We start from the raw sequence: 19166 nt of genomic DNA, 5'->3' as shown, positions 1-19166 counted from the left end.
GAGGCTTCCTGCTTCAGCCCGCGCCGTTGAGTTCGTCGGCGCGCCGCTGCGCGCTCGCGAAGTCGAGATCGCCGGTGTAGATCGCGCGTCCGCAGATCACGCCCTCGACGCCCTCGCCCTCGACCGCGCACAGCGCCTCGATGTCGGCCATGCTGCCCAGGCCGCCGGAGGCGATCACCGGGATGCTCAGCGCCTGCGCCAGCTTGACGGTGGCGTCGACGTTGATGCCTGAGAGCATGCCGTCGCGGCCGATGTCGGTGTAGACCACGGCCTCCACGCCGTAGTCCTCGAACTTCTTGCCGAGGTCGGCGACCTCGTGTCCGGTGAGCTTGCTCCAGCCGTCGGTTGCGACCTTGCCGTCCTTGGCGTCGAGGCCGACGATGATGTGGCCGCCAAAGGCGATGCAGGCGTCGCGCACGAAACCCGGACTCTTGACCGCGGCGGTGCCGATGATCACGTAGGAAAGGCCGTCGTCGAGGTAGCGCTCGATGGTGTCGAGGTCGCGGATGCCGCCGCCGAGCTGGACCGGAATCTCGCTGCCGACCTCGGCCAGGATCGCCTTGATCGCCGCCTCGTTGATCGGCTTGCCGGCGAAGGCGCCGTTGAGGTCGACCAGGTGCAGTCGGCGCGCGCCGGCGTCCAGCCAGCGGCGCGCCATCGCCGCCGGGTCCTCGCCGAAGGTGGTGGAGTCGTTCATGTCGCCCTGTTTGAGGCGCACGCAACGACCGTCTTTGAGGTCGATCGCCGGGATCAGCAGCATGGCTGGCTTGGAGGATGGGGGAGGGTGCGTGGCGCGGGCGATGCAGCAGGCAGCGCGCGCTGCGCCTCAGGGACGCCAGTTCAGGAAGTTGCGGTACAGGGCCAGGCCGTGCGAAGCGCTCTTTTCAGGGTGGAACTGGGTGGCAAAAATGTTATCGCGCGCCACCGCGCTGGTAAAGCGTGCGCCGTACTCGGTCATGCCCGCACTGTGTTCGGGCCGCGACGGCGCCGCGTAGAAACTGTGCACGAAGTAGAAGAACGAACCGTCAGGCACACCGGCCCAGACCGGGTGCACGGCGCCCTCGTGCGGCACCTGGAACACGCGGTTCCAGCCCATCTGCGGCACCTTGTAGCGGCTGCCGTCGGGCTGCAGTTGCCCCTCGAGGCGAAAGCGCTGCACGCGGCCCGGGATCAGGCCCAGGCCCGGCGTGTCCTGCTCCTCGCTGTGCTCGAGCAGCATCTGCATGCCGACGCAGACGCCCATCAGCGGCTTGGCTGAGGCGGCCTCGAGCACAGCGCCGAGCAGTTCGCCGCCGTGCGCCTCGCGCAGTTCGCGCATGCAGTCGCGCATCGCGCCCTGGCCCGGCAGCACCACGCGCTCGGCGGCACGCACCACGGCGGGGTCGGCGGTGACGATCACCTCCACGCCCTGGTCGGCGGCGACGGCACGCACCGCCTGCGACACCGAGCGCAGATTGCCCATGCCGTAGTCGATGACGGCGACGGTTCTCATCGCTACGTTCCGGCCCGGCGGATCAGAGGCTGCCCTTGGTCGACGGGATCACGCCGATCGAGCGCGGATCGACCTCGAGCGCGAAGCGCATCGCGCGGGCAAAGGCCTTGAACACCGTCTCGCACTGGTGGTGCGCGTTGTCGCCCTTGAGGTTGTCGATGTGCAGCGTGACCTGGGCGTGGTTGGCAAAGCCCTGGAAGAACTCGTAGGCGAGCTGGGTGTCGAAGCCGCCGATCGAGGCGGCCTTGAACGGCACGTCCATGTGCAGGCCGGGACGGCCGGAAAAGTCGATCACGACCCGGCTCAGCGCCTCGTCGAGCGGTACGTAGGCATGGCCGTAGCGGCGGATGCCGGCCTTGTCGCCGACCGCCTTGGCCACCGCCTGGCCGAGCGTGATGCCGACGTCTTCGACCGTGTGATGACCGTCGATGTGCAGGTCGCCGACCGCGTGGATGTCGAGGTCGATCAGCCCGTGGCGGGCGATCTGGTCGAGCATGTGGTCGAAGAAGCCGATGCCGGTCTCGAACTTGGCGACGCCGGTGCCGTCGAGATTGACGCGCACGCGGATCTGCGTTTCCTTGGTGTTGCGCTGGACTTCGGCGATGCGGGCGGTACTCACAGTGACTCCTTCATGGCGTCGATCAACAGGGTGTTCTCTTCGGGCGTGCCCACGGTCAGACGCAGGCAGTTGGCCAGCAGCGGGTGCAGGCCCTCGACATTCTTGACCAGCACGCCGCGCGCCTTGAGGCCGGCGAAGGCGCGCTTCGCGTCGGGCACCCGCACCAGGATCATGTTGGCTTCGCTCGGAAAGGGCTGGGCGCCCGGCGTCGCCTTCAACGCCGACTGAAGGCGCGCGCGCTCGGCCTTCAGCAGCACGGCCTGGCGCGCGTACTCGTCGGCGTGTTCCAGTGCGAACAGCGTCGCCTCGGCATTGAGCGCGCTGATGTTGTACGGCGGGCGCACCTTGTCGATCTCGTCGATCAGCGCCACCGCCCCGACCAGGTAGCCCAGGCGCACGCCGGCCAGTCCGAACTTGCTGAGCGTGCGCATCACCAGCAGCTGCGGATGCTGCGCCAGCCGCGGCAGCCAGCTGCGCGAGGCAAAGGGCTGATAGGCCTCGTCGATGACGACCAGGCCGCTGCCCTGTGCCGCCACCGCGCCAACGATGCGCGCTATCGCCGCGTCGTCCCAGAGGTTGGCGGTGGGGTTGTTCGGATAGGCCAGATAGGTGATCGCCGGCCGGTGTTGCTCGATCGCGGCGAGCATCGCCTCGGCATCGAGCTCGAAATCGGCAGTCAGCGGCACGCCGACGAAGGGCAGTCCCTGCAGCCGGGCCGACATCTCATACATCACGAAGCCGGGCAGCGGCGCGAGGATGCTGTTGCCTGGCCGGTCGCAGGCCAGCGCGAGCAGCGAGATCAGCTCGTCGGAGCCGTTGCCGAGCATCAGCTTGCAGCCGGCCGGCAGGCCGATGTGCGTGCCGAGCGCGGCGATGACCTCGGCCACGCAACTCGTCGGGTAGCGGTTGATGGCGACGCGGCCGAGCCGCTCGCCGAGTTCACACTGCAGCTCGGCCGGCAGCCGGAACGGGTTCTCCATCGCGTCGAGCTTGACCAGGCCGGCGCTTGGCTGGATCGCATAGCCGTGCATCGACTGCACGTCCTGGCGCACGGTGGCGAGGATGCGGGTCGCCAGATCACTCATTGCACTTCGCCTTCACGCTTGAGCCGCATCTCGGCCGCGCGCGCATGCGCCTGCAAGCCCTCGCCGTAGGCCAGCTCGGCGGCGATCGGGCCCAGCACCTGGGCACCGGCCTCGCTGACCTCGATCAGGCTGCTGCGCTTCTGGAAGTCGTAGACGCCAAGCGGTGACGAGAAGCGCGCGGTACCGCTGGTCGGCAACACGTGGTTCGGGCCGGCGCAGTAGTCGCCCAGGCTCTCGCTGGTATAGGCACCGAGGAAGATCGCGCCGGCGTGGCGCAGCAGCGGCTCCCAGCGGCCGGGCTCGCGCGAACTCACCTCGAGGTGCTCCGGTGCGATGCGGTTGCTGATCTCGCAGGCCTCTTCCATCGAACGCGTGCGGATCAGCGCGCCACGGCCTTCGAGCGAGGCACGGATCACGGCCGCGCGCGGCATTGCGGGCAACAGGCGATCGATCGCCGCCCGCACCGCCTCGATGTAGGCCGCGTCGGGACAGAGCAGGATGCTCTGCGCCAGCTCGTCGTGCTCGGCCTGGCTGAACAGGTCCATCGCGACCCAGTCGGGTGGCGTCGAGCCGTCGGCCAGCACCAGGATCTCGCTCGGCCCGGCGATCATGTCGATGCCGACCTGGCCGAACACGCGCCGCTTGGCGCTGGCCACATAGGCGTTGCCGGGGCCGGTGATCTTGTCGACGCGCGGGATCGTCGCGGTGCCGTAGGCCAGCGCGGCCACCGCCTGCGCGCCGCCGACCGTGAACACGCGGTGCGCGCCGGCGATGCTGGCTGCTGCCAGCACGAGGGCGTTCTTCTCTCCGCGCGGCGTCGGCACCACCATCACGATCTCGCCGACGCCCGCCACCTGCGCGGGAACAGCGTTCATCAGCACGCTCGACGGGTAGGCCGCCTTGCCGCCCGGCACGTAGATGCCGACGCGGTCGAGCGGCGTGACCTTCTGGCCGAGCAGCGAGCCATCCTCGTCGCGGTAGGACCAACTGCGGCCGCAGGCTTCCAACTGGCGCTGGTGATAGCTGCGCACGCGAGCCGCAGCGGCCTCGAGCGCGCGGCGCTGGGCCGGCGTGATGGTCTCGAGCGCGGCACGCAACTCATCGGCGCCAATCTCCAGCGCGGCGACCGACGCGGCATCGACACCATCGAAGCGCGCCGTGTACTCCAGCACCGCCGCGTCGCCCCGCGCACGCACGTCGGCGACGATCGCCGCGACCCGCTCCTCGATCGCATGGTCGGTCTCGGCCGACCAATGCAGCTTGCGCTGGAAGGCGGCTTCGAAGTCGGCGTTCGAGGTGTCGAGAACGGCGATGGCGACGATCATGGGAGCTTCACTCTTCCTTGCTGGAAATCGCGGACGCGAAGGCGTCGACCAGGGCGCGGATCGGCTCGCGCTTGAGCTTGAGCGCGGCCGGGTTGACCACCAGCCGGGAGCTGATCGGCATGATCTGCTCGACCTCGACCAGCTGGTTGGCACGCAGCGTGTTGCCGCTCGACACCAGGTCGACGATCGCGTCGGCCAGGCCGGTCAGCGGCGCCAGTTCCATCGAGCCGTAGAGCTTGATCAGGTCGACGTGCACGCCCTTGTCGGCAAAGTGCTGACGCGCCACGCTGAGGTACTTGGTGGCGACGCGGATGCGCGAACCCTGGCGCACCGCCGAGGCGTAGTCGAAGTCCTCGCGCGCCGCCACGCTCATGCGGCAACGCGCGATGCGCAGGTCCAGCGGCTGGTAGAGGCCGCTGCTGCCCCATTCGCTGCCATGCTCGAGCAGGATGTCGAGCCCGGCCACGCCGAGGTCGGCGCCGCCGAACTGCACGTAGGTCGGCACGTCGCTCGCACGCACCAGCACCACGCGCAGCCCGGGCCGGTTGGTGTCCAGGATCAGCTTGCGCGAGGATTCCGGGTCGTCGAGCACCTCGACTCCAGCCGCCTTCAGGAGCGGCAGGGTCTCGTCGAAGATACGGCCCTTCGAAAGCGCAAGCGTCAGGCCCTCGCTCATGACACGCGCTCGATGTCGGCGCCGAGCGCCCTCAGCTTCGCCTCCATCCGGTCGTAGCCGCGGTCGAGGTGGTAGATGCGGTCGATCAGCGTTTCGCCCTCGGCCACCATGCCGGCGATCACCAGGCTGGCCGAGGCGCGCAGGTCGGTCGCCATCACGCTGGCACCCGACAGCCGCTCGACCCCGGTGACCACCGCGGTCTTGCCCTCGACCTCGATCTTCGCGCCCAGCCGCACCATCTCGTTGACGTGCATGAAGCGGTTCTCGAAGATCGTCTCGTTGATCACCGCGCTGCCCTCGGCGATGCAGTTCACGGCCATCAACTGGGCCTGCATGTCGGTCGGGAAGGCCGGGTACTCGCTGGTGCGAAAGCCCACCGCCTTCGGCCTGCCGTTGGCGCTGACGCGGATGAAGCCGTCGCCGGCCTCGATCGTCACGCCGGCCTCGCGCAGCTTGTCGATCACCGCGTCGAGGTGGTCGGCGCGGGCGCCGCGCAGCACCACCTCGCCACCGGTGGCGGCCACCGCGCAGAGGAAGGTACCGGCCTCGATGCGGTCGGCGACGATGCGGTGCGGCGTCCTGGGCGCGTGCAGCCGATCCACGCCCTCGATCCGGATGCGGCTGCTGCCATGGCCCTCGATCCTTGCGCCCATCGCGATCAGCAACTCGGCCAGGTCGGGGATCTCGGGCTCCTGCGCGGCGTTCTCAAGCACCGTCTCACCATGCGCCAGCGTGGCCGCCATCAGCAGGTTCTCGGTGCCGGTCACCGTCACCATGTCGGTGCTGATGCGCGCGCCCTTCAGGCCCTGGGGTGCATTGGCAACGATGTAGCCGTGCTCGACCTCGATCTGCGCGCCCATCGCCTGCAGGCCCTTGATGTGCTGGTCGACCGGCCGCGAGCCGATCGCGCAGCCGCCCGGCAGCGAGACCTTGGCCTTGCCGAAGCGCGCCAGCAGGGGCCCCAGCACCAGGATCGACGCGCGCATGGTCTTGACCAGCTCGTAGGGCGCTTCGGGGTTGGTGACGGCGCCGCCATCGATGCGCACCTGGTTGCCGGCCGGCGTGTCGCGTTCGCCGAGCCAGTCGGCAGTCGCGCCCATGTTGCGCAGCAGCTTGAGCGTGGTGCCCACGTCCTGCAGGCGCGGCACGTTGTGCAGCACCAGCGGCTCGGCGCTCAGCAGCGCCGCGCACAACTCGGGCAGCGCCGCATTCTTGGCGCCGGAGATCGGCACCTCGCCGGCGAGGCGCCGGCCACCGCGGATGATGAGCTTGTCCATGGTTCGTGAAGCTGAAAGAAAAAAGGCTGCGGGAGCTGCCGCAGCCTTGCTTCACAAACCCGGGAGGACATCACGCGCCTGATTGCTGCGTACCTCACCGGGCCGCGCTACAAGCTGCGGCCGGGTTCAGTGGTGGTGGTGATGAGCAGCGGACACGGCCGTGCCGGCGGCGCTTGCAGCGGCGGCGAACTCGGTCGGGGTGAGCGTTTTCATCGAGAGAGCGTGAATCTGTTCGCGCATTCTATCGCCGAGCGCCCGGTAGACCCGCTGATGGCGCGCCACGCGGCTGGCGCCCTCGAACTCGGCCGAGACGATGGTGGCGAAGAAATGGCGGCCATCGCCCTCCACGCTCAGGTGCTCGCAATCGAGCCCGCGGGCGATGAAGTCCTGCACTTCCTGGGGGGTCGGGTCGGCCATGCACGGATTCTAGAAGCAGGCCATCGGCCCGCGCTCCGCGCTGTCCATGGCAAGGCGGCGAGGCCCTGCAGTTGCAGCCAGGTCGCTCGCGCGACCTGGCTAAAAGTCCGCGCTGACTACTTCTTGGCGTTGCGCGGATCGTCCGCGGGGTTGACGTAGGTGATCGTCCAGGGCCCCACGCCGTGCAGTTGCAGCACGGTGTCACCGCGCGCCCAGGCAAAGTGCTGCATCCCGGCGGGCCAGTAGCCGAAGGCTCCGGTGGGCATCTCGCGGGTGGCCGCCTGGTCGAACTTGTCGCCCATGCCCAGATTGAAGGTCCCCGAGATGACCGTGATGCGCTCGACCTGCGGGTGGGTATGCGGCTGGATCTTGAAACCGTCCGGCAGCCACAGACGCATCACGAAGGGGCCTTCCTTCGTCGGGTCTCCGTTCAGCACCGCGAACTTGGCGCCGGCTGGCAACGACCCGGGACCAGGCTTCCACTGCACGTCGGCCGGCGCGTAGAAGTTCATCTCCTGCGCGAGCGCAAGCGGCATCGCCACGACCACAGACGCAAGGAACGACAGCACTCTCTTCATGGCTCGGACTCCTTCCCGTTCGGTGAGTTGGACAAGTCGCGCAGCTTGTGCGAAGCACCCGCACCAGTCATCCCCCGCATGATGGACGGGCGAACCCTGTAGCAGCAGATGACCGGGTCTTCGTTCCCGGGCCGGGCCACGCCGGGCGGCGCGTCGGGGCCTTCTAGGAGCGCAACTTGTAGCCGCTCTTGAGCAGCGCCAGCGTCAAGGCCGACACGACGACCAGGCTGGTCGCCACCACGCCCAGGCTGAGCCACGGCGAAACGTCGCTGACCCCGAAGAACCCGGCCCGGAAGCCGTCGACGATGTAGAAGAAGGGGTTCAGGTGACTCACCGCCTGCCAGAAGGGCGGCAGCGATTTCACCGAGTAGAAGACGCCCGACAGGAAGGTCATCGGCATCACGATGAAGTTCTGGAAGGCGGCGATCTGGTCGAACTTCTCGGCCCACAGCCCGGCCACCAGGCCGAGCGCGCCCATCAGCGCGGCGCCGAGCACGGCGAAGGCCAGCGCCCACCACGGAGCCGCCATCGCCGACGGCGCGAACCAGACGGTGACCAGCAGCACGCCCGCCCCGACCACCAGCCCGCGCACGACCGAGGCGCCGACATAGGCCACGAACCAGGCCCAGTGCGACAGCGGCGTCACCAGCAGGAACACCAGGTTGCCGGTGATCTTGCTCTGGATCAGCGAACTGCTGCTGTTGGCGAAGGCGTTCTGTAGCACGCTCATCATCACCAGGCCCGGGATCAGGAAGGCGGTGTAGCCGACGCCGGGGAAGACCTGCACATGCTCCTCGAGCACGTGGCCGAAGATCAGCAGGTACAGCACCGCGGTCAGGATCGGCGCGGCCACGGTCTGGAAGCTGACCTTCCAGAAGCGCAGCAGCTCCTTGCGAAACAGCGGCCGCCAGCCGGCCAGCACGACGGTGCCGCCGCTCACGCCGCGGCCTCCGGCGCTTGCTCGTCGAGTGCGCTCATGCCGCCGCCTCCAGCGGCACCGAGGCCGGCGCGCCGCCGCGCATGATGTCGAGGAACACGTCCTCGAGGTCGGCGCGACCGATCTCCAGGTCCTCGACCCGCACCCGCGCCTCGCGCAGGCGCGCCAGCAACCGCTCGACCTCGCCGGCGCCATGTGCCGCGAGCTGCACGATGCGCCCGGTCACCCGTGCCTGCGACGCCAGTTCGGGCGGCAACGCGTCGTCGGTCTTGAAACGCAGCATCTGGTGCGGGGTGCCGGCCAGCAGGTTGGCAGTGCGCGCGAGCGCGACCACCTCGCCCTGCTTGAGCATCGCGATGCGGCCGCACAGCGCTTCGGCTTCCTCGAGGTAGTGGGTGGTCAGCAGCACCGTGTGGCCCTGCTTGTTGAGGCGCGCGATGAAGGCCCACAGCGTCTGGCGCAGTTCGACGTCGACGCCGGCAGTCGGCTCGTCGAGCACGATCACCGGCGGCCGGTGCACCAGCGCCTGCGCCACCAGCACCCGCCGCTTCATGCCGCCCGAGAGCTGGCGCATGTTGGCGTTGGCCTTGTCGGCCAGGCCAAGCTCGTGCAGCAGCTCGTCGATCCAGGCCTCGTTGTTCCTCACGCCGAAGTAGCCGCTCTGGATCTTCAGCGTCTCGCGCACCGAGAAGAAGGGGTCGAACACCAGTTCCTGCGGCACGATGCCGAGGCACTTGCGGGCCGCCGCGTAATCGTCGACCACGTCATGGCCGAGCACGCTGACCCGGCCGGAACTGGCGCGCGACAGGCCGGCCAGGATGCTGATCAGCGTGGTCTTGCCGGCGCCGTTGGGGCCGAGCAGGCCGAAAAACTCGCCGGGCTGGATGTCGAAGCTGACGCCGGTCAGCGCCCTGACTTCGGAGCCGCCTCCGCGGCGGTAGGTCTTGGCGACGGCATCGAAGCGCACCGCCGGCGTCGCCTGTTGTTCTTGAGGGGATGAGGGCATGGTCTGGCCGCATTGTAGAAAGCGGCGTCGGCCACGCCCGCCGGATGGGCGCTGCGCGCCCAAGGTGCTAGATTGCCGACCCAGCCCCGGAGCACAACCAGATGAGCCAACGGCCCCCAAAGAAGGAACCTCGCCGGACGGCGGAGCGCATCCTCGAAGTGACGCTCGACCTGTTCAACCGCTTCGGCGAGCCCAATGTCAGCACCACGCTGATCTCGGCCGAGCTGAACATCAGCCCCGGCAACCTCTACTACCACTACCCGGCCAAGGACGAGCTGATCAACAGCCTGTTCGACCGCTACGAGAAGAAGCTCAACGAGCTGCTGCGGGCGGCCGACAACATCAGCAACGTGGAGGACGCCTGGCTGTTCTTCCACATGTTCTTCGAGCTGATCTGGCAGTACCGCTTTCTGTACCGCGACCTCAACGACCTGCTCAGCAAGAATCGCCGGCTGGAGACCCATTTCCAGTTCGTGCTGAAGCACAAGCAGGAAGCGGTCAAGACGGTGCTCGACCGCCTGGCACGCAACGGCGCCTTCGGCGCGCGCAAGCTCGGTGATCGCGAGGCCGAAGCCACCGCGACCGCGATGGTGGTGCTGCTGACCTACTGGCTCAGCTACGAGTACGTCAAGGACCCGCGGCGCGCGCTCGAGCCCGAGAGCGCCGGCGCGGCGCTGATGCGCGGCGCCTACCACCTGCTGAGCCTGCTGATGCCCTACCTCGAGCCGCACCATCGCGAGCACCTGTTCAAGCTGGTCAGCCAGTACCAGCAGCAGCCGGCGGCATCGACCGTGCCGGGGGCGATCAACTGATCAATGCGTGGCAACGACCCGCAAACCAACAAACGACAGGAGACGACATGGCCAAGTGGAGCCCCTTTCCCTACGAGAACGCCGACTACGAGCATGACGCCGCCACGCTGAAGAAGCACTGGGCACGACTGCACGCCGGCGACGCCGAGCCGCTGCCCAAGGACGCGGCCGTGCTCGAGGCCTGGGCGCTGTTCCACGCGGGCGACTTCAAGAAGGCGGTCGACGCCGGGCTCCAGGCCGGTGGCGCCGGCATCACCGCCGCCAACAAGGCACAGGCCATCTACGCCAACTACCTCGAGAAGAGCGAGAAGACAAAGCTCGAGCTGTTCCTCGAAGTGGCGCAGCGCGCCGAGGCCCAGATCGCCGAGGACCCGAAGAACGCCAACGCCCACTACTGGCTGGCCTACTCGATCGGCCGCTACAGCCAGGGCATCAGCGTGGCCAAGGCGCTGGCGCAGGGCCTGGGCAGCAAGGTCAAGAACGCGCTCGAGACCACGATCAAGCTCTCGCCCAAGCACGCCGACGCCCACATCGCGCTCGGCGCCTTTCACGCCGAGGTGATCGACAAGGTCGGCAAGCTGCTCGGCCGCACCCAGGGTGCCGATGCCGCGACCGGGCTGAAGATGTTCCAGGCCGCGCTCAAGCTCAACCCGGCGAGCGCGATCGCGATGGTCGAGTACGCCAACGGGCTGGTGATGCTCGAAGGCGACAAGAAGATGAAGGACGCCGAGAAGCTCTACGCCCAGGCCGCTGCCTGCGAGCCGGCCGATGCGATGGAACGGCTGGATGTGGAGATGGCGAAGGCGGAGTTGGAGGACTGAGTCTCCTGCAGCGGCGTCGGCTGACTGCGTGAGGCTGCGCCGGCCATGAAGCTCAGCCGTCCTCGCCCCACGGCAACATCATCATCGTCATCAGCAGCTTCTCGAACTCCGGCGCGAAGCGATCGATGATCTTTTCGGGGTCGGGGCAGAGCAGGCTGTCGGTGATGAGGCCGAACTGCACGCCGCCGCCGTAGCTGAGGATGCTCACGCCCATGCCGATGTCGCCGCTCTGCGGCACCCAGAACATCGTCTGTGTCAGCGTCGAGCCGCAGAACTTCAACTTCGTCGCCGGGCCCGGCACGTTGGTCATCACCGCGGTCGCCTTCTTGGCGAACAGGCCAAGCAGCGCATGCTGCACCGGGCGGATCATCAGACCGGCCACCGCCAGCACGGCGAAGGCCAGCATCGGCTGGTAGCTGCCCTTGAGTTCGGCCATGCGCGCGCGCACCGCGAACACCCGCGCGACCGGATTGGCCACGCCGATCGGCAGCACCAGCGGCACCAGGCCGAAGTGGTTGCCGAGTTCATGCGCCTTCTCGATCGGGCGCAGGTTGACCGGCACCATCGCACGGATCTCCTTGCCGGCGACGGCCTCGCCGCGATCCTCGAGGTAGCCGCCGATCGCGCCCGAGGCACAGGCCAGCAACACATCGTTGATGCTGCAGCCCAGGGCCTTGCCGATCGCCTTGACCTCGTCGAGCGGGATCGGGTCGCACCAGGCCACGCGCTTGGTGGTGCCAGGCTTGCCCTTGAGGCGGGTCGGCGAGTCGTCGGCCATCAGCGCAAGTGCGGCCACGTCGCTCACCACCTGGGCGGCAACACGGGCCATCTCGAGCGATCCGGCCAGCGGCGCCTGCGGATTGGCCAGCAACTCGACCGACTTGCTGACGCCGCTGCCGGTCATGCCGATCGCCTTGATCGTCAGGTCGGTCATCGGCCGCAGCACCGCCTCTGCCAGCCAGTCGCCGCTGGCCTCGTTCTCGGCGGCCTGCTCGGCGCGCGCCTTGCGCGCGCGGGCCGGCGGCAAGGGGCCACCATCGGTGATCGACATCATCACCGAGATCAGCGCGATGCCGTCACCGATGCAATGGTGGACGCGAGCGATCATCGCGCTGCCCGGACTGCCATCCTCGCCCGGATGGTCCTCGATCAGGTGGAACTGCCACAGCGGCCGCGCCGGGTCGAGCGGCGTCGCGGCCAGTTCGCCGACACGCGCCTCAAGTGCCTGGCGCGCACCCTGGCCGCGCTTGCGCACGAGCTTTTCGGCCACCACGTGATGGTCGAGGCTGAAGTCCTCGTCGGGCAGCCAGGTCGCGCCCATGGCGTCTTCCTGCACGCGCTGCGAGAAGCGGCCGAACTTGAGCAGCCGCTCCTGCACGCGCTGCTGGAGCGCGGCCAGCGTGATGCCGGGCTCGAGCCGCCAGACACCGACGATCATCATCAGGTTCTGAGGCGTGTCCATGCGCAGCCACGCGGTGTCCACACGCGACATGCGCTGCGCACCCGGCGGCAGCGCCACGTCCTCGGGGCTGTTGAGCATGGACTTGTCTCCTCGTTGTTGGTCTCTGTGCTGCCCGCACGCTCGCGGCTAACATCCGCGGCGTCAAGAGCATTTTCATCCAGCCCGAGGAGAGTTTCGATGTCAGACCTGCAAGCCGCCTTCGATGCCGCCGTGGCCGCCAGCAAGCAGTTGCCTGAGAAGCCGGACAACATGACCCTGCTGAAGATCTACGCGCTCTACAAGCAGGCCAGCGCCGGCGACGTCGACGGCAAGCGCCCCGGCTTCACCGACATGGTCGGCCGCGCCAAGTGGGACGCTTGGAACGAGCTCAAGGGCAAGGGCAGCGACGAGGCGAAGCAGGAGTACATCGACCTGATCGAGTCGCTCAAGGAGTAGAGCGCGAACGGCGCCTCAAGCCTTCTTGCGCGCGGTGGCGGCCTTAGTGGCCGCCGTTTTCTTGGGCGCGGCGGCGCGGGGGCCTTCGCCGAGCAGCTTGTCGAGGTTGCTCTCGATCTCGGTCTGGATGGTCCTGGCAAAGGCGCCGAGCAGGAAGCCCAGCTTCGCGTTGAGCTCGAAGTGGTCGGCCGCGACCACCAGCGTGCCGTTGACGCCACTGCGCGTGAACTCGACGGTGTCGCTGTACTCGCCCTCGAGCACGGTGCACTCCATGTCGAACTTGGCCTCGGCGTCCTCGGCCCATTTCCAGGCAACCTTGCGGGCACGGGCAAGGCCGAGGGCGTGATCGCGGCGGATGTGGAGGTCGGGCATGGTGCGCGGGCGATTCAGGGCATCAGGGACTTCAGTGTCGCGCGCCGCTCGGCGACCGGCAAGCCGGCCAGGCGCCTGACCTCGGCGTGAAAGCGCGGCCAGTCGCGGTCCTCGCGCTCGAACAGGGCGATGAAGGCCGGCACATGACCGTCGTAGGCGGCCTGCAGACCGAGCGTGGCGTTGCTCGCACGCGCGATCGCGGCGTCGAAGCGCCCGTCGCCCTGCCACGGGCCGGCCTTGAGCGCGGCGTGCTCGTCGCGCAGCTGTTGCAGCACCTGGGCCTTGGCGGCGCGTTTGGCAGCGTCGTCACGCTCGCTCGCGTAGACGGCCTCCAGCCGCTGGCGCGCGCGCAGCGTCAGCGCCTTGTAGTCCTGCCGGCGCGCATCCCACTCGGCGAATTCGGTGCGCGCGACGGGGCCGGCGTGCTGCGCCAGCCACTGCTGGCCGCCGAGCCGCTCGACCGCGGTGGCGTAGCTTTCATTGAACTCGGTGTCGCCGGCGGCGTAGGCCACCTGGTGCGCCAGTTCGTGGAAGATCAGCCGCGCCAGCTCGCCCTCGGGATAGCGGATGAAGGTCGACAGCAGCGGATCGGCGAAGAAGGCGCCCGGCAGCTTGCCGAGCGTCGAGTAGGCCGGCACCGGCATCAGCGCCACGTCGAGCGCCGGCTGCTCGTGGCTGAGCGTGTCGGCGTAGGCCTGCGCCACGGCACGTTCGTAGTAGCCGCGGTAGCCGACACAGCCCACCACCGGGAAGCACCAGGTCCTGAGCTTGAGCGAGAGCTCGGGCGCGGCCACCACGTTCCAGACCGCCGCCGGCCGGTCGAGCGCGGCATAGCGACGGTAGCTGGCGTTGTCGGGCAGGGCCAGCTCTTCGACCGCGAAGTCGCGCATCCGCTGGCTCAGTTCGAGGCGCTGGCGCAACTCGGCCGGTGTCGCCGGATCGGCCAGCAACTCGTCCACCGGCCGCGCCGCGCGCATCAGCTGCCAGTGACCGCCGATCGATTGCGCCAGGTAGGACGGATCCAGCTCCACGGCTTGCGCGCCGCCGCCCAGGCCGGCCGCCAACGCCAGCGCGGCCAGTCGGACCACCGCCCGGCTCACGCCGACGCCACCTCGACCAGCACGTCGTAGAAGCAGGGGGCGCGGCCGAGGTCGGTCAGGCGCTGGTGGGTCACTTCGTTGACGTTGGTGCCTTCCAGCCCCAGCTTGCGCCACCAGATGCCGAGGCCGTTGACCACGCCGGGTCGGGCGCGCGTGCTGAGCTCGGCCCGGCACAGGTAGCTGCCGCGGTCGTTGAAGACGCGCACCGTCGAGCCGTTCTGCAGCCCGCGCGCCGCCGCATCGTCGGGATGGATCTCGACGATCGGCTCGCGCTCGATGTCGCGCAGGCTCCTGACGTTGACGAAGCTGCTGTTGAGGAAGTTGCGCGCCGGCGGCGAGATCATCGCCAGCGGATAGCGCGCCGCCAGCACCGGTGTGCTTTCGCGCGACTCGTGGTTCGGCACGACGCGGGGCAGACCATGGCCCGGCGCGTCGATCCGCACGCGGCCATCGGGCGTCGGGAAGCCGCCGTCGGCGAAGGGCGCGTCGGCGATCGGCAGCGAGACCCAACCGGTGGCGCGCAGCGCCTCGAAGTCGATGCAATCGCCAAAGGCCTGGCGCGCGAGCTGCTCGTCGCTGTCGGCGAAGCAGGGCTCGCCGAAGCCCATCCGCGCCGCCAGGCGGCGAAAGATCTCCGTGTTGGGCAAGGCCTCGCCGAGCGGTGCGATGGCCGGCTCGTTGAGCAGCACGTCGGTGTGGCCGTAGCTGGTGTGGATGTCGAGGTGCTCGAGCTGGGTCGTAGCCGGCAGCACGATGTCGGCGTGGTCGGCGGTGTCGGTCAGGAAATGCTCGAGCACCACGGTGAACAGGTCCTCGCGGCCGAAGCCCTGCACCACCTTCGGCGACTCGGGTGCGACAGCGACCGGATTGCTGTTGTAGACCAGCAGCGCCTCGATGCGCGGGCCGAATTCGGGCGAGGTCTCGCGCAGCAGATCGTCACCGATCGTGCTCATGTTGATCGTGCGCGGCCTGCGACCGGCGAGCAGCTCGGGCCGCTGCAGCGCGGCCTTGTCGGGCTGGAACCAGCCCGAACTCGACAGCAGCATGCCGCCGCCGCGCTCGCGCCAGGCGCCGACCAGCGCCGGCAGCGTGGCGATCAGCCGCACCGCGTTGCCGCCGCCGGCCACGCGCTGCATGCCGTAGTTGAGGCGGATGGCCGCGGGACGGGTCGTGCCGTAGTCGAAGGCCAGCCGCACGATCTGCTCGACGGCCAGCCCGGTCGCCTCGGCCACCCGCTCCGGCGGCCAGCGCAGCGCTTCCTCGCGCAACGCATCCCAGCCGCGCGGACCCTGCTCGACATGCCGCGCGATGTAGTCGTGATCGAGCCAGTCGTTGACGATCAGCTGCTGCATCACGCCCAGCGCCAGCGCGCCATCGCTGCCGGGGCGCAGCTGCAGGTGCTCGTGGCACTTGTCGGCGGTCTCGGTGCGCCGCGGGTCGATGCAGACCAGCCGAGCGCCGGCGCGCTTGGCCTGCTGGGCGAAGGTCCAGAAGTGCAGGTTGCTGGCAATGCTGTTGCTGCCCCAGATCAGGATCAGCTTCGCCTCGGCAAAGAAGCGGGTGTGCATGCCGACCTTGGCGCCGAGCGTCGCGCCGAGCGCCTCGGCGCCGGCGCTGGCGCAGATGGTGCGATCCAGCAGCGAGGCGCCGAGCCGGTTGAAGAAGCGCGCCGCGATGCTCTCGCCCTGCACCAGTCCCATCGTGCCGGCATAGCTGTAGGGCACGATGGCCTGCGGGTCGCGCGCGGCGATGGCTGAGAGCCGCTGCGCGATCTCGGCCAGCGCGTCCTCCCACGAGATGCGCTCGAAGCGCCCCTCGCCCTTGGGGCCGACGCGCCGCAGCGGGTGCAGCACGCGCTCGGCGTGGTAGGTGCGCTCGGGGTAGCGCGCAACCTTGGTGCACAGCGCGCCATGGGTCGTGACGTGTTCGGCGGCGCCCTGAACCTTGATGGCGATGCCATCCTTGACCGTGATGCGCAGCGCGCAGGTATCGGGGCAGTCGTGCGGGCAGGCGCCGCGGACCACGCGCTCGGCGCCCGCGGCGGCCGAGGCTGAATCTGGGACTTCCAACATCCGCAAATGATGGCACAGCGCCCTCGCGGCGGCGGGCCGCGCGAGTCAAGTACCTGGGTGTCACATGTTGTGTCGCGTGGCAATCGTGTGACGGCTTGCGCGCAACCCGCACTTGTCTGCCACCGGCCGGCGCGGGAGCTGGTGCATCGCCTCTATGCTCGCGAGGATCCAGACAAACCCGCTGGTGCGACCCCGATCCGCCCCGCGCAACCGCCCCGAGGAACCCGAAGGATGATCTCCCGTCGCCATCTGCTGCGTGGCACCGCCGCCGCAGCCGCCGCCACCCTGGGCGTGCCGAGCCTGCGTGCCGCCGAATCGAAGATCGTGCTCGGCCAGTCGGCTGCCTTCACCGGCAACGCGGCCCAGCTCGGCATCCAGATGAACCAGGGCGCGAAGCTGTGGTTCGAGCAGTTCAATGCGGCCGGCGGCGTCGGCGGCGTGCAGGTGGAACTGCGCACGCTCGACGACGGCTACGAGCCCGATCGCTGCAAGGCCAACACCGCGCAGTTCATCAAGGACGATGTGTTCGCGCTGTTCGGCTATGTCGGCACGCCGACCTGCCTGGCCGCGCTGCCGCAGGTGGTCGAGACCAGGATGCCGTTCTTCGGCCCCTTCACCGGTGCCGAGGCGCTGCGCGATCCGATGCATCGCAACGTCTTCCACGTGCGCGCCTCGTACTACGACGAGACCGCGCTGATCGTGAAGAACCTGACCTCGCTCGGGCTCAACCGCATCGCCGTGTTCCACCAGAACGACGCCTACGGTGCCGCCGGCTTGGCCGGCGTGACGCGGGCGCTCAAGGCGCTGAACCTGGAGCCGGTCGGCACTGCCACCGTCGAGCGCAACACGGTCAACGTGGCGCCCGCCGTCAAGGCGCTGGTGCCGCTGCAGCCGCAGGCGATCGTGCAGATCAGCGCCTATCGCAGCTGCGCGGCCTTCATCCGCGAGGCGCGCAAGGCCGGCTTCGGCGGCCAGTTCTACAACGTCAGCTTCGTCGGCACCCAGGCCCTGGCCGACGAGCTCAAGACCGACGGCCGCGGCGTGGTGGTCAGCCAGGTCATGCCATTCCCCTACTCGCCGGCCACGCCGGTGGTGCGCGAGTACCTCGAGGCGGTCAAGAAGGCCGGCGGCGACTACAGCGCCAACTACTCCAGCCTCGAGGGCTACCTCGCGGCGCGCGTGTTCAGCGAAGGCCTCAAGCGGGCCGGCCGCGGCGCCTCGCGCGATGGCCTGGTGGCGGGCCTGGAGTCGCTCAACAGCCTCAACCTGGGCGGCTTCAACGTGGCCTTCGGCCCGCGCGACCGGGTCGCCTCGCGCTTCGTCGACCTGTCGATGCTGACCGGCGACGGCCGCGTGACTCGCTAGTCGCGCTGCGCGCCACGGACGGCGAGCATCGCGTCGTGCGCGCGTCTGGCGGCGCGCAAGCCTCGGTCGGGGCGGCGCACCAGAAGAACAACGAACATCATCGGGGAGCAGCATGCTGCAACGACGCCACCTTCTGCATGGAGCGGCAGCGGCCGCCGCCGCGAGCCTGGGTCTGCCCGCGCTGGCCCAGACCGGTGATCGCCGGATCGTGTTGGGCCAGTCGGCACCGCTGACCGGCGCCGCGGCACAGCTCGGGTTGCAGTTTCAGCGCGGTGCCCGGCTCGCCTTCGAGCGCAGCAACGCCCGCGGCGGCGTGGCCGGGGCGCAGATCGAGCTGCGCACGCTCGACGACGGCTACGAACCCGAGCGCTGCAAGGCCAACACGACCAAGCTCATCAAGGACGGCGTCTTCGCGCTGTTCGGCTACATCGGCACGCCGACCAGCCTGGCCGCGCTGCCCTTGGCGAGCGAGGCGGATGTGCCGTTCTTCGCGCCTTTCACCGGTGCGCAGGCGCTGCGCGAACCCTTCAACCGCAACGTTTTCCACGTGCGCGCCTCGTACTTCGACGAGACCGCGCGCATCGTCAACCAGCTCGCATCGACCGGCTTCAAGCGCATCGCGGTCTTCCACCAGAACGACAGCTACGGGCAGGCCGGCCTGGCGGGCGTGAAGCGCGCGATGGAGCCGCTGTCGTTGCTGCCGGTGGCCGTGGCCACCGTCGAGCGCAACTCGGTCGACGTCGAGGCCGCGCTCAAGACGCTGCTGGCGGCACAGCCCGACGCGGTGATCCAGGTCAGCGCGTACCGCAGTTGCGCCGCCTTCATCCGCGGCGCGCGCAAGGCCGGCTACGGCGGCCAGTTCTACAACGTCAGCTTCGTCGGCACCCAGGCCCTGGCCGACGAGCTCGGCCCCGACGCCCGTGGCGTGGTGGTCAGCCAGGTCATGCCCTACCCCTTCGCGCCGGTCGGCGCGCTGGCCGGCGAATACCTGCAGGCCCTCGCCGCGACGGGCGCCGACGCCAAGCCTGACTACAGCAGCATGGAGGGATACGTCGCCGCGCGGGTCCTGCTCGAGGGTCTGCGCCGCGGCGGCACCGGCCGCGAGAGTTTCGTGGCCGGCCTCGAAGGCATGCGCGACGTTGACCTGGGCGGCTTCCGGGTCGACTTCGGCGCGCGCAAGCACACCGGCTCGTCCTTCGTCGAGTTGACCATCCTCGGCGCCGACGGCCGCGTGCGCCGCTGATCACTGTCGGTCGCGGCGCTACCATCGCTGCTCGCCCTGTGCCGCTGCAATGCGGTCGGGTGGCAACAGCTG

General features: G+C 69.2%; 20 protein-coding genes. 5 read left to right on the top strand and 15 right to left on the bottom strand.

All coding sequences use genetic code 11. The features are described 5' to 3' along the window. Positions 1-13: 13 nt before the first annotated feature. The 11 genes from hisA to EV670_RS14460 all read right to left on the bottom strand — a co-directional run bounded on the left by hisA (position 14) and on the right by EV670_RS14460 (position 9412). Positions 14-760 (bottom strand): 1-(5-phosphoribosyl)-5-[(5-phosphoribosylamino)methylideneamino]imidazole-4-carboxamide isomerase, encoded by a 747-nt coding sequence (hisA, locus tag EV670_RS14510; RefSeq protein ID WP_130433332.1) that lies wholly within the window; start codon positions 758-760, stop codon positions 14-16. 66 nt (positions 761-826) lie between these two features. Beyond that, positions 827-1492, bottom strand: a complete 666-nt coding sequence (gene hisH / locus EV670_RS14505; protein WP_130433330.1) for an imidazole glycerol phosphate synthase subunit HisH — start codon at positions 1490-1492, stop codon at positions 827-829. A gap of 22 nt (positions 1493-1514) precedes the next feature. Further along, the gene (gene hisB / locus EV670_RS14500) at positions 1515-2111 is read right to left on the bottom strand and encodes an imidazoleglycerol-phosphate dehydratase HisB (RefSeq protein ID WP_130433328.1); all 597 of its coding nucleotides are present in this window, start codon (positions 2109-2111) and stop codon (positions 1515-1517) included. Continuing rightward, on the bottom strand, positions 2108-3196 hold the full coding sequence (gene hisC, locus EV670_RS14495; protein WP_130433326.1) for a histidinol-phosphate transaminase: 1089 nt from the start codon (positions 3194-3196) through the stop codon (positions 2108-2110). The genes hisB and hisC overlap by 4 nt, the downstream gene beginning before the upstream one ends. Then, positions 3193-4521 (bottom strand): histidinol dehydrogenase, encoded by a 1329-nt coding sequence (hisD, locus tag EV670_RS14490; protein WP_130433324.1) that lies wholly within the window; start codon positions 4519-4521, stop codon positions 3193-3195. Before hisD ends, hisC begins: the two co-directional genes overlap by 4 nt. 7 nt (positions 4522-4528) lie before the next feature. Beyond that, on the bottom strand, positions 4529-5197 hold the full coding sequence (gene hisG / locus EV670_RS14485; RefSeq protein ID WP_130433322.1) for an ATP phosphoribosyltransferase: 669 nt from the start codon (positions 5195-5197) through the stop codon (positions 4529-4531). Next, complete coding sequence (gene murA, locus EV670_RS14480) at positions 5194-6474, bottom strand: UDP-N-acetylglucosamine 1-carboxyvinyltransferase (RefSeq protein ID WP_130433320.1); 1281 nt, start codon at positions 6472-6474, stop codon at positions 5194-5196. Before murA ends, hisG begins: the two co-directional genes overlap by 4 nt. Before the next feature lie 126 nt (positions 6475-6600). Beyond that, entirely contained in the window at positions 6601-6891 is a 291-nt protein-coding gene (locus EV670_RS14475) for a BolA family protein (protein ID WP_130433318.1), read from the bottom strand. Between the two features lie 116 nt (positions 6892-7007). Further along, positions 7008-7469 carry a cupin domain-containing protein gene (locus tag EV670_RS14470; RefSeq protein WP_130433316.1) on the bottom strand — a complete coding sequence of 154 codons (462 nt, stop codon included), beginning with the start codon at positions 7467-7469 and terminating at the stop codon, positions 7008-7010. A 163-nt stretch (positions 7470-7632) separates the two neighbouring features. Beyond that, positions 7633-8388 carry an ABC transporter permease gene (locus tag EV670_RS14465; protein WP_130433815.1) on the bottom strand — a complete coding sequence of 252 codons (756 nt, stop codon included), beginning with the start codon at positions 8386-8388 and terminating at the stop codon, positions 7633-7635. 55 nt (positions 8389-8443) lie between these two features. Then, on the bottom strand, positions 8444-9412 hold the full coding sequence (locus EV670_RS14460) for an ABC transporter ATP-binding protein (RefSeq protein WP_130433314.1): 969 nt from the start codon (positions 9410-9412) through the stop codon (positions 8444-8446). Between the two features lie 101 nt (positions 9413-9513). On the opposite strand from EV670_RS14460, the gene EV670_RS14455 reads away from it, so the two are divergent. Both EV670_RS14455 and EV670_RS14450 read left to right on the top strand, forming a co-directional pair. Then, complete coding sequence (locus EV670_RS14455) at positions 9514-10224, top strand: TetR/AcrR family transcriptional regulator (RefSeq protein WP_130433312.1); 711 nt, start codon at positions 9514-9516, stop codon at positions 10222-10224. 47 nt (positions 10225-10271) lie between these two features. After that, entirely contained in the window at positions 10272-11045 is a 774-nt protein-coding gene (locus EV670_RS14450; protein ID WP_130433310.1) for a tetratricopeptide repeat protein, read from the top strand. 52 nt (positions 11046-11097) lie between these two features. Here the strand turns inward: EV670_RS14450 and EV670_RS14445 are convergent, their stop codons facing one another. Further along, the gene (locus EV670_RS14445; protein WP_242616982.1) at positions 11098-12585 is read right to left on the bottom strand and encodes a wax ester/triacylglycerol synthase family O-acyltransferase; all 1488 of its coding nucleotides are present in this window, start codon (positions 12583-12585) and stop codon (positions 11098-11100) included. Positions 12586-12684: 99 nt separating this feature from the next. On the opposite strand from EV670_RS14445, the gene EV670_RS14440 reads away from it, so the two are divergent. Continuing rightward, positions 12685-12942, top strand: coding sequence for an acyl-CoA-binding protein (locus tag EV670_RS14440; RefSeq protein WP_130433308.1), 258 nt, complete (start codon positions 12685-12687; stop codon positions 12940-12942). Between the two features lie 15 nt (positions 12943-12957). Here the strand turns inward: EV670_RS14440 and EV670_RS14435 are convergent, their stop codons facing one another. From EV670_RS14435 to EV670_RS14425, 3 genes are read right to left on the bottom strand one after another with little or no spacing between them, the layout of a single operon-like run. Continuing rightward, entirely contained in the window at positions 12958-13314 is a 357-nt protein-coding gene (locus EV670_RS14435; RefSeq protein ID WP_130433306.1) for a polyhydroxyalkanoic acid system family protein, read from the bottom strand. A gap of 14 nt (positions 13315-13328) precedes the next feature. Continuing rightward, positions 13329-14402: an aminopeptidase gene (locus tag EV670_RS14430; protein ID WP_242616981.1), complete on the bottom strand. Its 1074-nt coding sequence runs from the start codon at positions 14400-14402 to the stop codon at positions 13329-13331. Positions 14403-14410: 8 nt separating this feature from the next. Next, positions 14411-16486 (bottom strand): molybdopterin-containing oxidoreductase family protein, encoded by a 2076-nt coding sequence (locus tag EV670_RS14425; RefSeq protein ID WP_130433302.1) that lies wholly within the window; start codon positions 16484-16486, stop codon positions 14411-14413. Between the two features lie 231 nt (positions 16487-16717). On the opposite strand from EV670_RS14425, the gene EV670_RS14420 reads away from it, so the two are divergent. Further along, positions 16718-17851: an ABC transporter substrate-binding protein gene (locus EV670_RS14420; RefSeq protein ID WP_130433300.1), complete on the top strand. Its 1134-nt coding sequence runs from the start codon at positions 16718-16720 to the stop codon at positions 17849-17851. A gap of 112 nt (positions 17852-17963) precedes the next feature. Further along, on the top strand, positions 17964-19094 hold the full coding sequence (locus EV670_RS14415) for an ABC transporter substrate-binding protein (RefSeq protein WP_130433298.1): 1131 nt from the start codon (positions 17964-17966) through the stop codon (positions 19092-19094). The last annotated feature ends 72 nt before the right edge of the window (positions 19095-19166 follow it).

Origin of the sequence: Rivibacter subsaxonicus (genome assembly GCF_004217215.1) — a bacterium.
GTDB lineage: Bacteria > Pseudomonadota > Gammaproteobacteria > Burkholderiales > Burkholderiaceae_C > Rivibacter > Rivibacter subsaxonicus.
Note: the sequence above shows the minus strand (reverse complement) of the source record. Positions and strands in the feature narration are given on the sequence as shown.

Bases quoted from the DNA above. Each gene is read 5' to 3' on its own strand.
- hisA (WP_130433332.1), bottom strand. From the start codon at position 760: ATGCTGCTGATCCCGGCGATCGACCTCAAAGACGGTCGTTGCGTGCGC.
- hisH (WP_130433330.1), bottom strand. From the start codon at position 1,492: ATGAGAACCGTCGCCGTCATCGACTACGGCATGGGCAATCTGCGCTCG.
- hisC (WP_130433326.1), bottom strand. From the start codon at position 3,196: ATGAGTGATCTGGCGACCCGCATCCTCGCCACCGTGCGCCAGGACGTG.
- hisD (WP_130433324.1), bottom strand. From the start codon at position 4,521: ATGATCGTCGCCATCGCCGTTCTCGACACCTCGAACGCCGACTTCGAA.
- hisG (WP_130433322.1), bottom strand. From the start codon at position 5,197: ATGAGCGAGGGCCTGACGCTTGCGCTTTCGAAGGGCCGTATCTTCGAC.
- murA (WP_130433320.1), bottom strand. From the start codon at position 6,474: ATGGACAAGCTCATCATCCGCGGTGGCCGGCGCCTCGCCGGCGAGGTG.
- EV670_RS14475 (WP_130433318.1), bottom strand. From the start codon at position 6,891: ATGGCCGACCCGACCCCCCAGGAAGTGCAGGACTTCATCGCCCGCGGG.
- EV670_RS14470 (WP_130433316.1), bottom strand. From the start codon at position 7,469: ATGAAGAGAGTGCTGTCGTTCCTTGCGTCTGTGGTCGTGGCGATGCCG.
- EV670_RS14460 (WP_130433314.1), bottom strand. From the start codon at position 9,412: ATGCCCTCATCCCCTCAAGAACAACAGGCGACGCCGGCGGTGCGCTTC.
- EV670_RS14455 (WP_130433312.1), top strand. From the start codon at position 9,514: ATGAGCCAACGGCCCCCAAAGAAGGAACCTCGCCGGACGGCGGAGCGC.
- EV670_RS14450 (WP_130433310.1), top strand. From the start codon at position 10,272: ATGGCCAAGTGGAGCCCCTTTCCCTACGAGAACGCCGACTACGAGCAT.
- EV670_RS14445 (WP_242616982.1), bottom strand. From the start codon at position 12,585: ATGCTCAACAGCCCCGAGGACGTGGCGCTGCCGCCGGGTGCGCAGCGC.
- EV670_RS14440 (WP_130433308.1), top strand. From the start codon at position 12,685: ATGTCAGACCTGCAAGCCGCCTTCGATGCCGCCGTGGCCGCCAGCAAG.
- EV670_RS14435 (WP_130433306.1), bottom strand. From the start codon at position 13,314: ATGCCCGACCTCCACATCCGCCGCGATCACGCCCTCGGCCTTGCCCGT.
- EV670_RS14425 (WP_130433302.1), bottom strand. From the start codon at position 16,486: ATGTTGGAAGTCCCAGATTCAGCCTCGGCCGCCGCGGGCGCCGAGCGC.
- EV670_RS14420 (WP_130433300.1), top strand. From the start codon at position 16,718: ATGATCTCCCGTCGCCATCTGCTGCGTGGCACCGCCGCCGCAGCCGCC.
- EV670_RS14415 (WP_130433298.1), top strand. From the start codon at position 17,964: ATGCTGCAACGACGCCACCTTCTGCATGGAGCGGCAGCGGCCGCCGCC.